General features: G+C 37.5%; 14 protein-coding genes. 12 read left to right on the forward strand and 2 right to left on the reverse strand.

Translation table 11 applies throughout. From position 1 onward, the window contains the following. The first annotated feature begins 135 nt into the window (after positions 1 to 135). The 8 genes from CVN76_RS08865 to map all read left to right on the forward strand — a co-directional run bounded on the left by CVN76_RS08865 (position 136) and on the right by map (position 9,669). Positions 136 to 1,179: an SDR family oxidoreductase gene (locus CVN76_RS08865; RefSeq protein ID WP_100530958.1), complete on the forward strand. Its 1,044-nt coding sequence runs from the start codon at positions 136 to 138 to the stop codon at positions 1,177 to 1,179. A 520-nt stretch (positions 1,180 to 1,699) separates the two neighbouring features. Next, a complete protein-coding gene (locus CVN76_RS08870) occupies positions 1,700 to 2,725 on the forward strand; it encodes a LacI family DNA-binding transcriptional regulator (RefSeq protein ID WP_100530959.1) in 1,026 nt (341 codons plus the stop codon). 396 nt (positions 2,726 to 3,121) lie between these two features. Beyond that, the gene (locus CVN76_RS08875; protein ID WP_157805609.1) at positions 3,122 to 3,988 is read left to right on the forward strand and encodes a sugar phosphate isomerase/epimerase family protein; all 867 of its coding nucleotides are present in this window, start codon (positions 3,122 to 3,124) and stop codon (positions 3,986 to 3,988) included. Further along, the gene (locus CVN76_RS08880) at positions 3,985 to 5,109 is read left to right on the forward strand and encodes a Gfo/Idh/MocA family protein (protein ID WP_100530961.1); all 1,125 of its coding nucleotides are present in this window, start codon (positions 3,985 to 3,987) and stop codon (positions 5,107 to 5,109) included. Before CVN76_RS08875 ends, CVN76_RS08880 begins: the two co-directional genes overlap by 4 nt. Positions 5,110 to 5,267: 158 nt before the next feature. Continuing rightward, positions 5,268 to 6,236, forward strand: a complete 969-nt coding sequence (locus tag CVN76_RS08885) for a sugar phosphate isomerase/epimerase family protein (protein WP_100530962.1) — start codon at positions 5,268 to 5,270, stop codon at positions 6,234 to 6,236. Between the two features lie 54 nt (positions 6,237 to 6,290). After that, entirely contained in the window at positions 6,291 to 7,379 is a 1,089-nt protein-coding gene (locus tag CVN76_RS08890; RefSeq protein WP_100530963.1) for a Gfo/Idh/MocA family oxidoreductase, read from the forward strand. Between the two features lie 120 nt (positions 7,380 to 7,499). Further along, positions 7,500 to 8,789, forward strand: coding sequence for an MFS transporter (locus CVN76_RS08895; protein WP_100530964.1), 1,290 nt, complete (start codon positions 7,500 to 7,502; stop codon positions 8,787 to 8,789). Between the two features lie 139 nt (positions 8,790 to 8,928). Further along, positions 8,929 to 9,669, forward strand: a complete 741-nt coding sequence (map, locus tag CVN76_RS08900) for a type I methionyl aminopeptidase (RefSeq protein ID WP_100530965.1) — start codon at positions 8,929 to 8,931, stop codon at positions 9,667 to 9,669. A gap of 329 nt (positions 9,670 to 9,998) precedes the next feature. Here map and CVN76_RS08905 read toward each other — a convergent pair whose 3' ends face one another. Continuing rightward, complete coding sequence (locus tag CVN76_RS08905) at positions 9,999 to 10,898, reverse strand: LysR family transcriptional regulator (RefSeq protein ID WP_100530966.1); 900 nt, start codon at positions 10,896 to 10,898, stop codon at positions 9,999 to 10,001. A 142-nt stretch (positions 10,899 to 11,040) separates the two neighbouring features. Between CVN76_RS08905 and CVN76_RS08910 the strand changes: the two genes are divergently transcribed. Both CVN76_RS08910 and CVN76_RS08915 read left to right on the forward strand, forming a co-directional pair. After that, positions 11,041 to 11,589 (forward strand): flavodoxin family protein, encoded by a 549-nt coding sequence (locus CVN76_RS08910; protein WP_100530967.1) that lies wholly within the window; start codon positions 11,041 to 11,043, stop codon positions 11,587 to 11,589. A gap of 42 nt (positions 11,590 to 11,631) precedes the next feature. Beyond that, on the forward strand, positions 11,632 to 12,510 hold the full coding sequence (locus CVN76_RS08915) for a DMT family transporter (protein ID WP_100530968.1): 879 nt from the start codon (positions 11,632 to 11,634) through the stop codon (positions 12,508 to 12,510). Between the two features lie 291 nt (positions 12,511 to 12,801). Here the strand turns inward: CVN76_RS08915 and fabF are convergent, their stop codons facing one another. Next, positions 12,802 to 14,037 (reverse strand): beta-ketoacyl-ACP synthase II, encoded by a 1,236-nt coding sequence (gene fabF, locus CVN76_RS08920; protein ID WP_100530969.1) that lies wholly within the window; start codon positions 14,035 to 14,037, stop codon positions 12,802 to 12,804. Positions 14,038 to 14,157: 120 nt separating this feature from the next. On the opposite strand from fabF, the gene CVN76_RS08925 reads away from it, so the two are divergent. Continuing rightward, positions 14,158 to 15,012: a helix-turn-helix transcriptional regulator gene (locus tag CVN76_RS08925; protein ID WP_100530970.1), complete on the forward strand. Its 855-nt coding sequence runs from the start codon at positions 14,158 to 14,160 to the stop codon at positions 15,010 to 15,012. A gap of 604 nt (positions 15,013 to 15,616) precedes the next feature. Continuing rightward, on the forward strand, positions 15,617 to 15,994 hold the full coding sequence (locus CVN76_RS08935) for a hypothetical protein (RefSeq protein WP_100530971.1): 378 nt from the start codon (positions 15,617 to 15,619) through the stop codon (positions 15,992 to 15,994). The last annotated feature ends 388 nt before the right edge of the window (positions 15,995 to 16,382 follow it).

Consider the following 16,382-nt stretch of genomic DNA (forward strand, 5'->3'; position numbering starts at 1 on the left):
TAATCCCGTACACTTGGATGACTCCTTTAATAAAAGGGAATAAATTTTTTTACCCACCATATCTTTTTTAGGAGGAAAACCGTTAGTAAAGTGAAAGGTTTTTTTACACTCTATTAAAGTGAATGGAGGAAAACTATGAAGGTCCTAATATTAGGGGGTACTCGTTTTTTAGGAAAAGCATTGGTAAAAGAAGCATTGAAAAGAGGTCACGAAATTACATTATTTAATCGCGGTACCAATAAAGAGGTGTTTCCTGAGGTGGAGCAGTTAACTGGTGATAGAGACGGTGATGTTTCGCTTCTGGAAAACCGGAAATGGGATGTTGTCATCGATACCTGCGGATTAGCTCCGCATCAAATCAAAAAAATCGCGGCTGTGCTTGGGGATAACGTCGAACATTATACATATATCTCAAGCATCTCTCTTTATAAGGATTGGATTCCCCTCCATATTACGGAAGACTATCATTTACAGCCGATGCCGCCTGTTGATAAGTTGAAAGACGTTGAGGAAGGGCGAATTTCTCATGAGTATTACGGTGCGTTGAAGGTACTTTGTGAAGCAGAAGCAGAAACGCATTGGCCAGGGCGTGTGTTGCATTTAAGAGCGGGGCTGCTTGTCGGACCGTTTGACTATACGGATCGGCTCTCGTACTGGGTTCAGCGTGTGGCCCAAGGCGGAAAAGTATTGGTGCCGGGGCGTTCAGATCGTCCTGTTCAATTGATTGACGTAAAGGATGTAGCAACATGGGTATTCAATATGGCAGAAAGCAGAAAAAAAGGCACGTTCAATGTAACAGGTCCCAATGATAAATTGACAATGAAAGAGCTATTGAACACCTGTAAAGCCGTCACCAACAGCGATACCGAATTGGTGTGGGCAGAAGAACAATTCATATTAGAGCACAAAATAAAGCCGTGGACGGAAATGCCTTTTTGGATTCCTGAACACTTCCCGTTAGAAGGAGAAACAGAACCGTGGAAAGGATCTTTTTCCATCAATATCGCAAAATCCATTAACGCTGGTCTTACCTTCCGTCCTCTTGAAGATACTATTTATGATGTGTATCAATGGGAGCAAACGAGACAGGATACAGAACGAAAAACAGGGATATCACGAGAAAAAGAACAAGAACTGCTAGCGGCTTGGTTCCAAAAAGAAAAAAAGGAAACATTGTGATGGGGGGATGACCACCATGCCCATCTAATAGTGGATTATTAGCTGAGAATCGGAGCTGTCTTAGGGCAGCTTTTTCTGTTGGGAGGAACGGGGCAGGTTAATTGCATAAGGTTTAGATATTACCACAAACTTAAGTGAATAACACTTTCAGGGTTAATTTCAGTGATTAAAAAAATGAAAGTAAATACTGGTAATATAAAGAATACACTTCATCATACATCTGACAATATTGTTAGGAAAATAAAATCAACATTGTCTATTAATTGGCATTATTGATACATATCGCATACAGGAATATGAGGTCGAACAATTATTAGAGTGGTTTAAGACTGTAAAGTTTAATGAATCACTTATAATCGAAAGGTTGATTGAAGCAGCTGCAGACGTAACGGGGCCGACGGTCTTCCTTTTATTCAAATTATTTCTGTGTTTATTAAAAAGAATGGAGTATGTTTGACAATCATAAATATACTATGTAAAAATAAAGTAAAAACGTTTACATTGCTGAGGTTGGGATTATATGAAGGTTACGATTAAAGATGTAGCTCGGGAAGCTAATGTATCAATAGCTACAGTTTCTCGAGTAATAAATGGAAAAGATAAGGTGAAAAAAGAAACGAAATTAAAAATTGAAAAAGTAATTGAAGTACTTAATTTTCGGCCAGATCAAGCTGCAAGATCGATGATTATGAAAGAAACCAAGACAATTGGCTTGATCATTCCTGTGCTCGCTAACGAGTATTGGGCTGCTTTGTCAGAGGCTATTCAAGAAGCTTTATGGGAAAAAGGCTACACACTGATTATGGGTTCAGATAATATGAATCCAGATAAACAGCAAGCATTTTTTGAAGTATTTGTTGAAAGAAAAGTAGATGGAATCATTATGGGACATAATCTTTCCACTATAACAGAAAAACATATTGAGGATTTAAGGAAAAATGGTACACCAGTCGTTTCTTTATTTCCTAATTCTTCAAATATAAGTTGCGTTACGAGTGATAATTTGCAGGGGGCTATGATTGCTGTTCAACATCTTATTAAATTAGGGCATAAAAAAATTGCCTATATAGGCGCCGCATCTACTTCGGTTGAAAGAGAACTGGGATATAAAAACACTTTAATGATGAGCAATATTAAAATAGACGAATCAATCATAATAAAATCAGATGAATTGCTGCGCAATTTCAGTCAGTATGGCTATAATTCTGCCAAGCGGTTAATTGAGGGGAACAACGATTTCACTGCCGTTTTTTGTGCAAATGATTTAATAGCCATTGGAGCGATAAAGGCATTCTACGAAGCTGGGTTGAAAATCCCCGAAAATATTGCCGTTGTTGGCATCGACAATATTAGCATGGCAAGTCTGTACCAACCTTCATTGACTACTGTAGAGCAACCAATTAAAGAAATGGGGAAAACGGCAGTAGAACTCTTGTTACAATTAAAAGGTGATAACTCTCAATCTACAGGAAAGAAAATTACGTTTCCTATGAAATTAATTGTAAGGGAAAGCTGTGGAGCGAAGAATTCAATGATTAAACCATAAATAATTCTTATTCTAGTTCCATAAAAAATCAGCATCAAAGCTATTTGTGAACTTAGATGGTTAGGGCAGACTTATAAGTCTGCCCTATTTTTTTGTTTACAATATTTTAAGGGATAAAAAAATCTTAAAAAAATGTCAGCCTTTTCCCGTTTGATGTAGCATTTGTCTAAAAATATTGACTATTCCTTTATAAACATGATATAAAATAATGTAAACGTTTATATTATTTATTTTAACTATTAAATGATTATTTAGGCTGATTTTTCAGGGATATACGCTGATAAGTCTAAAATATTACCTATTTAAACGCTTATAGTTAATTGTGAATAACAATAATTGTGTAAACGTTTATATTATTGAAAATTTAAAAAACAATTGAATGAGGAGATGTTACGGATGTCCCTGCAAATTGGATTACAATTATTTTCAGCGAAAAAAAGTTTTATGAATAATCGCCTACCGACTTTAAAAAAGATAGCTGAAATTGGTTATCAGCATATTGAAGTTCCTGTAGATTTTTCAGGAGAAGACATTTTTGGAATGGGAGAACTAAAAGCATCAGATTTGAAAGACATGACAAAACAGGCTGGTTTAAATATTATAGCTACTCATGTCTTAGTTACGGACGAGTCTCAATGGGAACAAGTAATTAATTATAATAAAGAAATTGGTTGTGAAAAAGTAATTATTCCTCTTGTATTTTTTAAAGATTATGAAGCTGCAAAAACATTTAGTGAAACTTTAAACCGTTATGGAAAGCAGTTGAAAGAACATGGAATGAAACTCTATTATCACAATCATTTTCATGAGTATCAACGCTTTAATGGTGAATATGTATTAGATATCCTATTAGAAAATACAGATCCTGATCTAGTAGGAATTGAATTGGATACGTATTGGGCTTTACGGGCTGGCATTGATGTTAATGCTTATCTTAAAAAGTTAGGTAGTCGTTGTGAATTTATTCATCAAAAAGACTTGCCGGCTTCTGTTGAACAAGCTAACATTTTTGAAATGATTAATGAAAAGAGCGAAATTACATTAGAAAAGTTACAATCATTTGTTGTCGCTGAAAACTTCACGGAAACAGGGGAAGGTGTAATGGATATTGCGACTATCATCCGTACAGCAAAAAGTTCAACAAATACTCAATATATCATTGTAGAACAAGATGCAACGTTCAGAGATGAATTGGAAAGTATCGAGATTAGTTATAAAAATTTATCTGCATTGATGGAAAATGTATTGGAGGATACAGTATGAATAAACTAAGAGTCGGAATTATTGGATGTGGAGCGATTGCTGTACAAAAACATTTACCTGCTCTAAAAAAATTAAGTGATAAAGTGGAAGTAGTTGCATTTTGTGATGGAAGCGAGCAGAATGCACGTTTTGTAGCAGAAAGTTTCAACAAGAACGCAAAGGTTTATACAGATTATCATGAACTCGTGAAAGATAAAGAAATTGATGTTGTTCATATCTGTACACCTAATCTGTTTCATGCACCCATGGCTATAGCGGCGCTTAATGAAGGTAAACACGTGATGTGTGAGAAACCAATGGCTATTAATTCGCAAGAAGCAAAGAAAATGTTGGATGTAGCAAATCGCACGGGAAAGAAATTAACGATTGCTTATCAAAACCGCTATCGGAAAGATTCCTTATTACTGAAAGAAGCGTGTGAAAAAGGGGATTTAGGTGACATTTATGTAGCTAAAGCTCATGCAGTTCGTCGTCGCGGTGTTCCAACTTGGGGTGTATTCATGAATAAAGAACTTCAAGGTGGAGGTCCATTAATTGATATTGGTACGCATGCCTTAGATCTAACACTTTGGTGCATGAATAACTATGAAGTAGAGTCGGTTACAGGTGTCACTCATAACAAATTAAGACATCAAAATCAAGCAAATCCATTTGGTCCGTGGGATCCTGAAACATTTGATGTAGAAGAATCGGCATTTGCCTTCATTAAAATGAAGAATGGAGCAACGATTTATTTAGAAGCAGCGTGGGCGCTTAATACATTAGATGAGCGTGAAGCAATGACTACATTATCTGGAACAAAAGGCGGCGCAGAGATGCGTAGAAATAGGGAAACCGATACAGATGAACTAGTATTTAATGGTGAAATGTACGGAAACCTTGTTGAAACCAAATTACAGAATGCAGCTGGTATTGCGTATATCTCCCCCGAAAAAGAAACAGAAGCAGATCGTGAAATCGGTCAGTGGATTAATGCTATTTTAGAAGATAAGGATCCAGTAGTAACCCCTGAGCAAGCTTATATGGTAACAAGAATATTAGAAGCAATCTATGAATCAGCTGAAACAGGAAAAACAGTAGAATTTAAGAAAGAAGATAAAAGAACGTTTACAACGGTATAAAATAAAAACGTTTACACTATATTTGAAGAAAATTTAAGATTTAATATTATTTTATAAATACATTCACTATAAATAAAGATTTAATGTTTTATTTACTTAATGAAAACGTTTTTACTTTTTAAAAAAATACAGCTAGACAGACGAAAAGGGGACCAGAAATGAAATTAGGAGTGTTTAGTGTTTTATTTTCTGATAAGTCTTTTGAACAAATGTTGGATGAGGTCCAACGTGCCGGATTGGATACAGTAGAGATTGGGACAGGAGGTTATCCAGGGAATGGACACTGTCCACTTGATGACCTTTTAAAAAGTGAACAAAAAAGAAACGAATATATGCATGCAATTCACTCCCGCGGGCTGCAGGTAAGTGCATTAAGTTGTCATGGAAATCCTCTTTCCCCTGATAAAAATTTTTCAACCCAATCGCATGAGGCTTTTGAAAAGACAGTAAGATTAGCATCATTACTAGAAATTCCAGTAGTGAACTGTTTTTCTGGAACACCCGGAGATCATGAAGATGCTAAATTTCCGAACTGGCCGGTAGTCCCATGGCCAACTGAATATCATGATATTTTGCAATGGCAATGGGAAGAAAAGTTAGTTCCGTATTGGAAAAAATGGGGAGCATTCGCTCAAGATTTGAATGTGAAAATTGGAATAGAACTACATGGTGGTTTTCTTGTTCACTCACCCTATACGTTATTAAAGCTACGTGAGTTGACATGTGACGCAATAGGGGCGAACCTAGATCCCAGTCATCTATGGTGGCAAGGAATTGATCCGGTAGCTGCCATTAAGATTTTAGGAAAAGAACAAGCCATTCATCATTTCCATGCCAAAGATATTTCTTTAGATCAAGACAATATTAATATGTATGGATTAACCGATATGCAACCCTATACAGAATTACAGACAAGAGCATGGACGTTCCGTTCGGTGGGATGTGGACATGGATTAGAAGAATGGTCAAATATTTTAAGTGCCTTAAGACTATATGGATATGACTATACAGTAAGTATTGAACATGAGGATGGATTAATGTCTGTAGAAGAAGGCTTTATGCGGGCAGTCGATAATTTAAAATCGATTAATATTCGCCAGCAAGCAAGTGTGATGTGGTGGGCATAACAAATCCTCCTGCCTCATTTAACTTAACAAGAAGACAAGAGAGGAAGATACAAGATGAATAAAGTATTGAACGTTGGAATTGTTGGAACAGGGGAAGTAGCACAAACAGTCCATTTACCAATTTTAGCAGCAATGCCGGACAAATTCCGTATTGCTGCACTATGTGACATTTCAAAAGAATCGTTAGCTTACAATGGGAAAAAATATGAAGTGGGAAATTTATATACGGAAGCTAAAGATCTGGTGAAACAGCAAGATCTAGACGTGGTATTTGTCCTGAATAGTGATGAATACCATGCAGAAGTTGCGGTAGATGCAGCGAACGAAGGAAAACACGTGTTAATTGAAAAACCTATGGCGCTAACAATGGCTGATGCAGATGCTGTTATTGAAGCTAAAAACAGAAATAATGTCAAAATTATGGTTGGCTATATGAGACGATATGCTCCTGCTTTCGAAGCAGCCGTTAAGGAAATTGGCGGTTTAGAAAAGGTTGTCTATGCGCGAGTACGCGACATTATCGGTCCAAATGCATTCTTTGTTAATCAGTCAGGTACAAATCCACAGAGATTTACAGATTTTCCTGAAGCAGCAGGTATTGATAAGCAAGAACGTGCAAAAAAACTGATTACCGAAGCAATTGGTGAAGTGGATGAAAAAACCGCTGGCATCTATCGATTACTAGGTGGACTTGGTAGTCATGATCTTTCAGTCATGCGTGAAGCTTTAGGAATGCCTAAAGGTGTAGTGGGCGCTAGCGCAAAAGGATTATTTTTAAATGCATTGTTTGAATATGAAAATTTTAATGTAACCTATGAAACAGGAATTGACGGGCAAGGAAGGTTCGATGCCCACTTGGAGGTATATGGTGAAACAAAGTCTGTACGTGTAGAATATGATACGCCTTATATTAAAAGTTTACCCATTAAATTAATCGTAAATGAAACCCTTGGTGATGAATTTAAAGAAACGGTCATTCGTCCAACTTATAAAGATCCTTATACGATTGAATTAGAAACGTTATATCATGCACTGACAGGCGATGGTGATATTAAAACTACTCCTGAGGATTATAAAAAAGATTTATTGATTTTTCAGATGATCATGGATGCTTTGCAAACAAGTAAAGTAGCTGTACATTAACTGTTGATGTCAATAGAGATCAGTGAGCTAATCTCTATTGAACCAACTTTTTTACAGATTGAAATGAAAACGCTTAATTCATGTCTAAGTAAAATCAAAATGGGTAGGGAGTGATTAAGAATGAGTGATGTAAACTTAAACATTGTGACAGAAAAACAAAATATATTAAATAAGATAGGAATACCATCCAAACTAATTTGGGGATATATAGGCATTATCATATTCATGATTGGAGATGGGTTAGAACAAGGATGGATTTCCCCTTATGTAATTGAGAAAGGGCTCTCGATAGAAAGTGCTTCTATGATGATTTCTGTATATGGAATAGGTACAGCGATTTCAGCATGGTTATCAGGCGTCTTTGTGCAAATATTGGGACCTAAGAGAACCATGCTGATTGGCTTTTGTTTGTTTGTAATCGGTTCCATCTTATTTATTGGTTTAGGTGTCATCCCATTAAATTATCCTCTAATGCTAACCTTTTATATTATAAGAGGGTTCGGGTATCCATTATTTGCTTATGGCTTCTTAGTTTGGATTACTTATCGTTCTCCTCAAGCTAAACTAGCAGCTGCCGTAGGATGGTTCTGGTTTGTGTTCTCACTTGGAATGAGTGTAATTGGCCCCTTTTACTCTAGTTTAGTGATTCCAAAGATTGGCCATATTAACACCTTATGGACTAGTTTAATTTTCGTGACGCTGGGTGGGATTTTGGCGCTGGTTGTCAATAGAGATACGTTAGAGATAAAAAAAGTAAGCAGTGGTAACATACAAGCAGAGTTTCTAAAAGGAATTACCATTATGTTTAATAACCCAAAAGTTACACTTTGTGGAGTTATAAAAGCGATTAATGGTCTTACTTTAGTGGGATTTGCCGTGTTCTTACCGACATACCTTGAAAAGTATGGTTTTTCTACGAGTGAATGGCTTAAATTATATGGTTCTTTATTTACTGTAGCTATTATTTTCAACCTAATTATTGGAGCATTGAGTGATAAAATCGGTTGGAGAACAACGATTGCCTGGATAGGTGGTGTAGGTAGTGCGGTCGGAACATTAACCGTTTATTACACACCACAACTGTTCGGACATAATTATTTCATGATGTTACTTGCCATGGGTTTGTGTGGAGCAACAGTGGCTGGGTATGTTCCCCTCACAGCTGTTGTCACTTCATTAGCGCCACAAGATAAAGGAGCAGCTATGTCGGTTCTAAACTTAGGTGGAGGATTAGGTGGGTTTATAGCACCTGCTATTGTTGGAATCTTTATTGGTCCTTTAGGTGTAGGTGGAGTCATGTGGATTTTCGCCATTTTATTCTTAGTCGGTGCTTTTATGACTAAGTTTCTAACACTTCCAGTTGAACAAGAAAAAATGGAGGAGGGGAATAAACACGTTATTGGTATATGAATCCCTTGATCGAAGAAAAATTTCAAGCTTAGGGTATTGTACCGAATAATTTACAGTGCTTTTATTTTTCGATAAAATTAAGGTACAATTAATACGTATATAGGTTATTGATGATAAAAGATAATGAGGTAGGTAAAAAATGATAGCAAAAACAGAAGAAGATTTTAATGGTTTGAAGGAAATCGGTAAAATTATTGCCTCCATCAGAGATGAATTGGTACAAAGAACAATTCCTGGCATTACGACCAAAGAACTTGATGATATAGCTGGAGAACTTTTGGAAAAAGCAGGTGCAGTTTCAGCTCCAAAAGGTGAATATGATTTTCCTGGCTATACGTGCATCAGTGTTAATGATGAAGTGGCACATGGTATTCCTGGTCAACGGGTTATTCAGGAAGGGGATCTTGTGAATATAGATGTATCTGCTTCAAAGAACGGTTATTTCGCAGATACAGGAATCTCATTTGTAGCAGGAGAAGGAGAAGAGGTATTAACGAAATTATGCGAAGTTGCTAAAATGGCATTTGAAGCAGGTCTTAAGAAAGCAAAACCCGGTGCCAAAAAAAGCAGAATCGGAAAAGCAGTATTCGAAACAGCGAGACAGCATGGATTCACTGTGATCAAAAACCTTACAGGACATGGTGTTGGACGCAAAATACACGAAGCGCCTGCCCATATTTGTAATTATTATGATCCATGGGATAATGAAATATTAAAGGAAGGGATGGTTATCGCATTCGAACCATTTATCTCGACCTCTGAAGAAGAAGTATTTCAAAAAGAAGACGATTGGACCTATGCAACAGAAAAAAGCTATGTGGCTCAAATCGAACATACGATTATCCTTACTAAAAATGGTCCCATTATTGTCACCCTTTAATCCAAGCATGGACGGAAAAGACTCGTAAACATATAAGTAGCTCGCTTACCGTGTTGCAAACTTAAATGGAGTACCATAACGCGCATCTAATAAAAGCATAAACCCACGTAATAAAGGAGCTGCTTATGGCAGCTCCTTTCCTTATGTAGCTAACGGGGCAGGAATGGTTCATCAAGCATATTGTCTTCGTACAGTTCGCTAAAGATTTATCTATCCTGAATACCATTCACCTAGCCAGATCATTAAGATGAATAGCAACCATCAAAAAGACAGTTGCATGAAGTGAAAGTATGACAAAAAACAAAAAGTATAGGAGATAGCTCCTTACATTATGAACTGAAGTGGTCGTTGGATAAAAAAATAGTACGAGTTAGATTAATGAATGCCTCTAAAGGGGGAGTCATTCTTTTATCCTTATGCCAGGCAATTTGGGTGAAAAGGGAAGATTCGGCACCCTTCCATGGCAGTTCCTTCATTCTACCTTCTTTAATATCTTTTTTGACTACCATCTCCGGTAATAATGCTACTCCTAGACCTGCTATTACACATTGTTTGATTGCCTCGATACTGCTAAATTCTATTTTATCCAGAGGGTATACTCCCGCTGATTGAAGGAATTCTTCGAACATGATCCTATAAGAACATCCCATTTCCGTAAGCAAAAGAGTCTCGTCCTTAAGGTCATCCAGTGAGAGAAATGTTTTGGAATGGTTTGATGCGGTGACCATCCTGAATTCCTCTTTGATTAGTTGCTCCACTCGTAATGAACCCTCAGGCTTACTTATATCCATAATAAAAGCAATATCCAATAAACCCTCCATAAGGTGTTTTCTCGCCAATTCGTCAGAAATGGCAGGCTTAAACACGAGCTTAACCTTGGGAAAGGCTGCCTTGAACTCTTTAAGAATGGGAGGTAAGCGATAGGTACACTGGCTCTCCTGGGCACCTATGATTAAGGTTCCAGTTGGCTCTTCTTCGACGTTCACAGCCATAATCGCTTCGTTACTTAATCTTATCATCTTTTCTGTATATAACTTAAAATGGTGACCAGCCTCTGTTAAGATCAATCGTTTTCCTAGACGTTCAAATAAGGGTTTGCCAATTTCATCTTCAAGAGCTTTAATTTGGGCAGTTACACTTGATTGTGCAAAATTCAAGATTTTCGCAGTCTGGGTAAAGTTCAAATTTTCTGCGGCATGTTTAAAAGTAATCAATTGTTTGATATCCATGTTTACGCCTCTTTGTAATCATTTTTTTCGATTGAATCAATCGAAATAATTAGCTTTATCGATTATTAAATTAACTATAAGATATACGTAATAAAGAAACAACAAAAAAAGAACTGGGGATAGTTGAAGGGAGAAATCATAAATGAACATAGCAGTTATCTATGGCGGGACCCGTCCCGATGGCAATACGGAGATTTTGACAGAATACTTAATTGAAGGAATCACTACAGAAAAGTTTTACTTAAAAGACTATAACATCAAACCAATCATGGACATGCGTCATTCAAAGGATGGATTTCAGGACAGAAGTGATGAGTATAATTCCATAATCGAACGGATCCTGCCATGTGACATACTAATATTCGCTACTCCAATTTATTGGTATAGCATGTCAGGGACAATGAAAAACTTCATCGATCGATGGTCACAAACTTTACGGGACCCAAAGTATCCTGATTTCAAGAACCGGATGGCTTCCAAAAAAGCATTTGTGATTGCGGTTGGAGGAGACGAACCTACCATTAAAGGCCTGCCTATGATTCAGCAGTTTAATCACATATTCGATTTTATGGGAATTGAATTTGCGGGATATATTCTTGGAAATGGAAACAAGCCTGAGGAAGTAATCCAAGACAAAAATGCATTTTCCGCAGCTGCGCAAATTCGAAATACATTAACTGAAAGCAGCTGAAATTAAACAAAAAATCGGTTACTCGAAAGGTTAAAACTGATTATGACACAAAAACAGGCAAATTTACTATTAGTCACTGTTTCTATGGGGTGGGGGACATCTTATGTCTTTATGAAACTATGTGCTGACACGATCTCTCCATTCACAACTGTAGCGCTGCGATTTGGAATCGCATTTATCGTGATGGTGGCGATATTCTTCAAAAAATTGATCCATACAAATATTGCCATGTTGAAATATAGTGCCATTGTTGGAGCTTTACTGTGTGGGATCTTCATTACCCTTATGTATGGAATGAAAACGACAACCGCTTCTACAGCAGGTTTTTTGACAAGTTCAACGGTTATTCTGGTACCTATCTTGCGGACATTCCTCATACGAAAATTGCCTCATAAAAACATCATTTATGGAGTGATCATCGTTTCCGTTGGTTTAGCTCTACTTATTATTAAAGATGATTTAACTTTTTCGATGGGGTCGCTATATTGCTTGGTCGCCGCATTGCTATATGCGATATATATCATCTTAATAAACAGCTTTGTCCGTCAGGTTGATGCCCTGCTGCTTGGAATCTGCCAACTCGGATTTGCTTGCTTTTATGCAATCATCGGAAATTTCATTTTTGAAACGCCAGCTTTACCAAACGAAGTTATGGATTGGTTAGCGATTCTCGGTCTAGCACTCATTTGCACTGCTTATGGCTTTGTTATGCAGCCAATTGCCCAAAAGTACACATCACCTGAAAGTACTGGTTTTCTTTTTTCACTGGAACCGATTTTTTCAGCTGTATTTGCATTTGTTTTTCTGTATGAAAATATGGGAATGCAAGGTTATCTTGGTGCTTTGCTCATTTTAGCGGGTGTATTCTTGGCAAACTCCACATCTCAAAAACACCCTTTAATTGAAGAGGCGAAAGTTTAAAGCATTCTTATCTACTGCACGACCTTGAGGATTTTACAACGTACAATGCGGGTAAAAAGAATGATAAAAAGGGAAAAATCTCAAAGAGTATTTAAATAATCAGCTGAAAAATAAACTATCGACCATTCAGGTTGGGTCATAACGGGAAAATTTCTCAAATGGGCGGCAGGGCATGGGTTTTGCCGTTCGTAAAAAGACATGTTCAAGAACAAGAAAAAAGCCCTTCATAGAAGAAAAAAGGGCTTTTTTTTTGTCTTTACTGTTAGATAAGAACTCATTGTGGCAACTTATTCACTCGTATTTTTTTAAAACGATGGCTGCATTATGACCTCCAAAGCCAAATGAATTGGATAGACCAGTACGTATTTCCACTTTACGCGCAACACCTGGTACATAATCCAAATCGCATAATGAATCAGGATTTTCTAAGTTGATGGTTGGAGGAATGATTCCTTCCTTTAAACTTTTGGCCAAAGCAATTGCTTCCACGCCTCCAGCTGCTCCTAGCATGTGACCAAGCATGGATTTATTAGCCGTTATTGGGATCTGGTACGCGGTTGATTCAAATAGTTTTTTTATGGCCAGTGTCTCAGAGCGATCGCCCACTTCTGTACTTGTTGCATGGGCGCTGATAACATCAATCTCTTCAGGAGAAATTTTTGCATTTTTCAATGCCATTTTCATGGCAAGATAGGCTCCTTTACCTTCTGGGTGTGTAGCTACCATATGATAGGCATCAGAACTGGCACCATACCCAATCACCTCTGCATGAATGTTTGCATTTCTACGTAAAGCGTGAGACAAAGATTCCAAAATTAAAATTCCTGCTCCTTCTGACATGATAAATCCATCGCGATTTACATCAAAAGGACGGCTGGCTTTAGTTGGATCATCGTTTCTCGTTGATAAGGCTGTAGCATTACCAAAGCTAGCCAAAGATAAATCTGTAATAGCTGCTTCTGCTCCTCCTGCAAAAACGGCATCTGCTTCCCCATAGCGAATAAGTCTGAATGCTTCACCAATAGCGGTATTTCCAATTGCACAAGCGGAAACAGGTGACATGGTAGGTCCCATTGCGTTCCATCTTATACTAATTTGAGCTGCAGCTGCATTTGAAATCATGGCTGGCACCAAGGTTGGACTAACCCGTCTTGGACCTTTCGTCCGCAGAGTATCCACATTCTCGATAAATGTTTCGATGCCCCCTATCCCCGAACCAACATATACGCCAAGTCTTTCAAGATTGATCTCATCCATATTTAAATTGGAATCAGTCCAAGCTTGTTCAGCGGCTGCCAAAGCAAATTGAGAAAAGCGGTCCAGACGGCGGGCTTCATTTTTTCCTAAAGTGTCATCTGCATTGAAATCACGAACGATTCCGGCAATTTTTGCTTTATGATTGCTGACGTCAATTGTATCAATAGAGGAAATTCCCGACTTCCCTTCGGTCAGATTTCCCCAAAATTTTTCTACGTTGTTTCCAAGGGGAGAGACTACGCCCATTCCGGTAATAACGACTCTTTCCATTTTTCATCACTCCAAATGAATAGTATACCTGTATTATACTTCGTCGTTATCCTATTACAAGTGAGTGTTTATCCTGGTATAATGACTACTAGGTTAAACGCTATGATGGAGGTTATAGAAATGGATGATAAAAACAGACTTGACGCATTGTCTTCATTTTTAAAAACGAAGCGATCCCAAATAAAGCCAGAATCTATCGGTATACCTGCTGGTACACGGAGAAGAACACCTGGCTTACGAAGAGAAGAAGTTGCACATTTGGCGGGAGTTAGTACCACTTGGTATACGTGGCTGGAGCAAGGCCGGGATATAAAGGTCTCCACAAGCGTATTGGATTGTATATCTACAGCTCTGCAATTAAATAATGATGAACGAGCGTATCTATATGATTTAGCTTTAGAAGTGAAATCACCCATTATTGATCGAAAGAAGGATCAGCCAAAACTGAGCCCTTCCTTGGAAAGAATTTTAGCCGAGCTGATGTACTGTCCTACTATCATTACCGATCGACATTGTCATATTGTAGGCTGGAACAATGCTGCAGCTCATGTATTTTTAGATTTTGAACAACTTCCAGATGACCAACGAAATTTGATCCGCCTAATCTTTACAAGAAAAGAATTAAAAACATTAGCTGTGAATTGGGAGCATTTCGTTAAGGGGTTTCTTTCCATTTTCCGTGCCTATTATGGTCACTACTTAGGAGATGAATGGTATAACCTATTTATTAAAGAAATGAGCGATTCTCACCCAGAATTTCAATCTTTATGGCAAGAAAGTCAAGTGAGCAAAGCTCCGGAAATGATGATTGAATTTAGACATGCCAAAGCCGGTAAGATGCTGTTCAATTTAACTTCCCTTCAAGTCCAGGGGGACATGGACTTAAGGTGCAGTATCTATACACCAGCAGATGGAACAGCTACTGAAGATAAATTAAAACGATTAATGAAGAAAATCTCCATTGAAGGTTCATAAACGAGTTACTGTGGTGAAAAATCTAAACTAAGCCTTTTTTTCTAAGCAAAAGGTACGGAACGTATAATCGGCACTGTCTTTACGGCAGCTGTTTCCTATGGAACTAACACGACAGGATCGGTACATGTAGTGCAGTGCGATCGTTCTATGAATAAAGTTCTTTTACATTCACCATACTAAAATAAATTACTTGTGAAGGAGTGACCTGTTTGTTCGATGTGTATCCTATTCTAGCCACACTCTTAGTTGTCTTATTTTTTTTGACCGAAGGATATATTTTCTACAGGTTTATTAAAACTCCTGGCACCGGTCTTTTTTGGGCTTTAGCCACCTATGGAGCAATAGGTATATATGCCGCTGTCTTTATGATGATTTTTAATCTTACTGATTAGTCGATTTACTATATAAGGATTCGGTGAACAAAAACCTGGAGTGAACCTACTTCAGGCTTTTTTCTTTTTTGGGAAAGCTGCATGAAGTAGTGGATAATGAAAAAACTTTTCCTGAAAAAGTGAATCTTTGGATAGATGTTAATATAAAAAAATTCGATTAATATTATATGTAGAAGAATTTTCCAAGTAAGAATAAGGGAGGAGGATTAATCATGAAAAAGTTTAGAATGAGTGTCGTGGTATTGGCGGCTGCGTTGTTGTTCCCTTCTGCTACATTTGCAAGCGGCTGGGATTACTTAGGAGAACAATCTCTTTTTTCTAATGGTGCTGAGAGTGATCAGTTTGCTTCTACTGGTGGTGATTATAAGATTTGCCGGGATTCTTACGTGGGCCCAGCTGGTAAGTTAAAAGTTGAATTATGGGAGTATGATCCTGACAGTTATAATGATTATGTAGGGGTAAGATATTTAGATCGAGGCGAATGTGGTATTTTCCGTGGTATTGGCAGCTTTGTTGATGGAGGAAATGAAGCAGAATTTTTTGCGAAATCAAGGACCAACAGTGATATGCATTTAATCTTTTATGATTAATTCACTAACTGAAGGAATGCGTAAACACATGAATATTCCTGTTACTATATTAGGTGTTTTAGGCTGAAGTATTTTCACTTCAGCCTTTTTTTATGCAGAAAATCATTCAATATATAAACCTTTTACATCGTCCAGAATTAAAAATTAAGAAAGACTGCAGAAGTTAGGAAAGCTGCACTAACGGGGCAGGATAATTGAACAAGGTGATATACTGTTGAAGACAATATATCACTATATATGTGGGGAATGATAGGCGCCTATAACGAAAAATAAAAAAACTATGCGTAATTTTGTCATAAGGATCCCTCAATCCACTAGGGAAGAGGGGAAGAGGATTCTTGTTAAATTATTTCATGCAATTGAAGTAACGGGTGCATCAGCTGTAGAT

It is taken from the genome of Bacillus sp. mrc49 (assembly GCF_002803435.1).